Below are 860 nucleotides of genomic sequence, written 5' to 3' on the forward strand. Positions count from 1 at the left end.
CTGCCCTCCCCGCCACCCCGTCCGCGCTCGCGCCCCCCGGCGCTGCCCGGGTCGCCCAAGCCGTCGCGCGCGGCGTGGTGTCCGCGCTGATCGCGGTGGCGGTCGGACTCGCGGGGGTGACCCTGTTCGTGCTGATCGTGGGCGTGATCGGCGCGGACGAGGGCGGGTTGGACCATCCCGACGTGCTGTTTCGCGCGATCGGTGCGATCTGGCTCGCCGCCCACCACATCGGGTTCGAGGTTGTCGAGGTCGCCCACACCGCGACGGGTTCGATCGAGCCGATCGTCACGATCGTGCCGGTACGGCTCGCCCCGCTCGGGGTGACCGCGCCGCTGGTGTGCATGGTGTTCGTGCTCGGCCGACGGCTCGCGCGAGGCGTCGTGCCGACCGCGATCGTGCTCGTGACGCAGGCGTCGGTCTACCTGGGCCTGCTGTACGCGGTGGCCTGCGGTCTCGGTACGGCGACCGTGCGGCCGGTGTTCGAGACGATCCTGGTCGCCGCCGCGGGCGTGCTCGCGGTGGCCACGCTCGGTGCGCTCGGGCCCACTGTGGTGCGGTGGCCGGCGGTACGGGCCGGCCTGGCCGCGACCGCGGTCCTGGCGGCGGGCGGGGCGGTCCTGGTCGTGGTGTGTCTGCTCACCCACACGGACCGGATCCGGGCCGTCCTGGCCGCCGCCCCCGACGACGCCGCCGGCCTCGTGGCGCTGACCTTCCTGTGCGCCGCGCTCGTGCCCAACACGATCGTGTGGGCCGCGTCCTACGCCGCCGGTACCGGCTTCGTCCTCGGCACGACCACCACCGTCGCCCCCACCGGCACCACCCTGGGCGCGCTGCCCGAGCTGCCGCTCCTGGCGGCCCTG

Annotated in this window: 1 protein-coding gene; it reads left to right on the top strand. The window is 75.2% G+C overall.

Going from position 1 to position 860, the window contains the following annotated elements; all coding sequences use genetic code 11:
- The coding region (locus tag GT354_RS31870) for a DUF6350 family protein (RefSeq protein WP_237535679.1) at positions 1-860 on the top strand (860 nt) is incomplete at both ends.

Source organism: Streptomyces sp. SID3343, assembly GCF_009865215.1.
GTDB lineage: Bacteria > Actinomycetota > Actinomycetes > Streptomycetales > Streptomycetaceae > Embleya.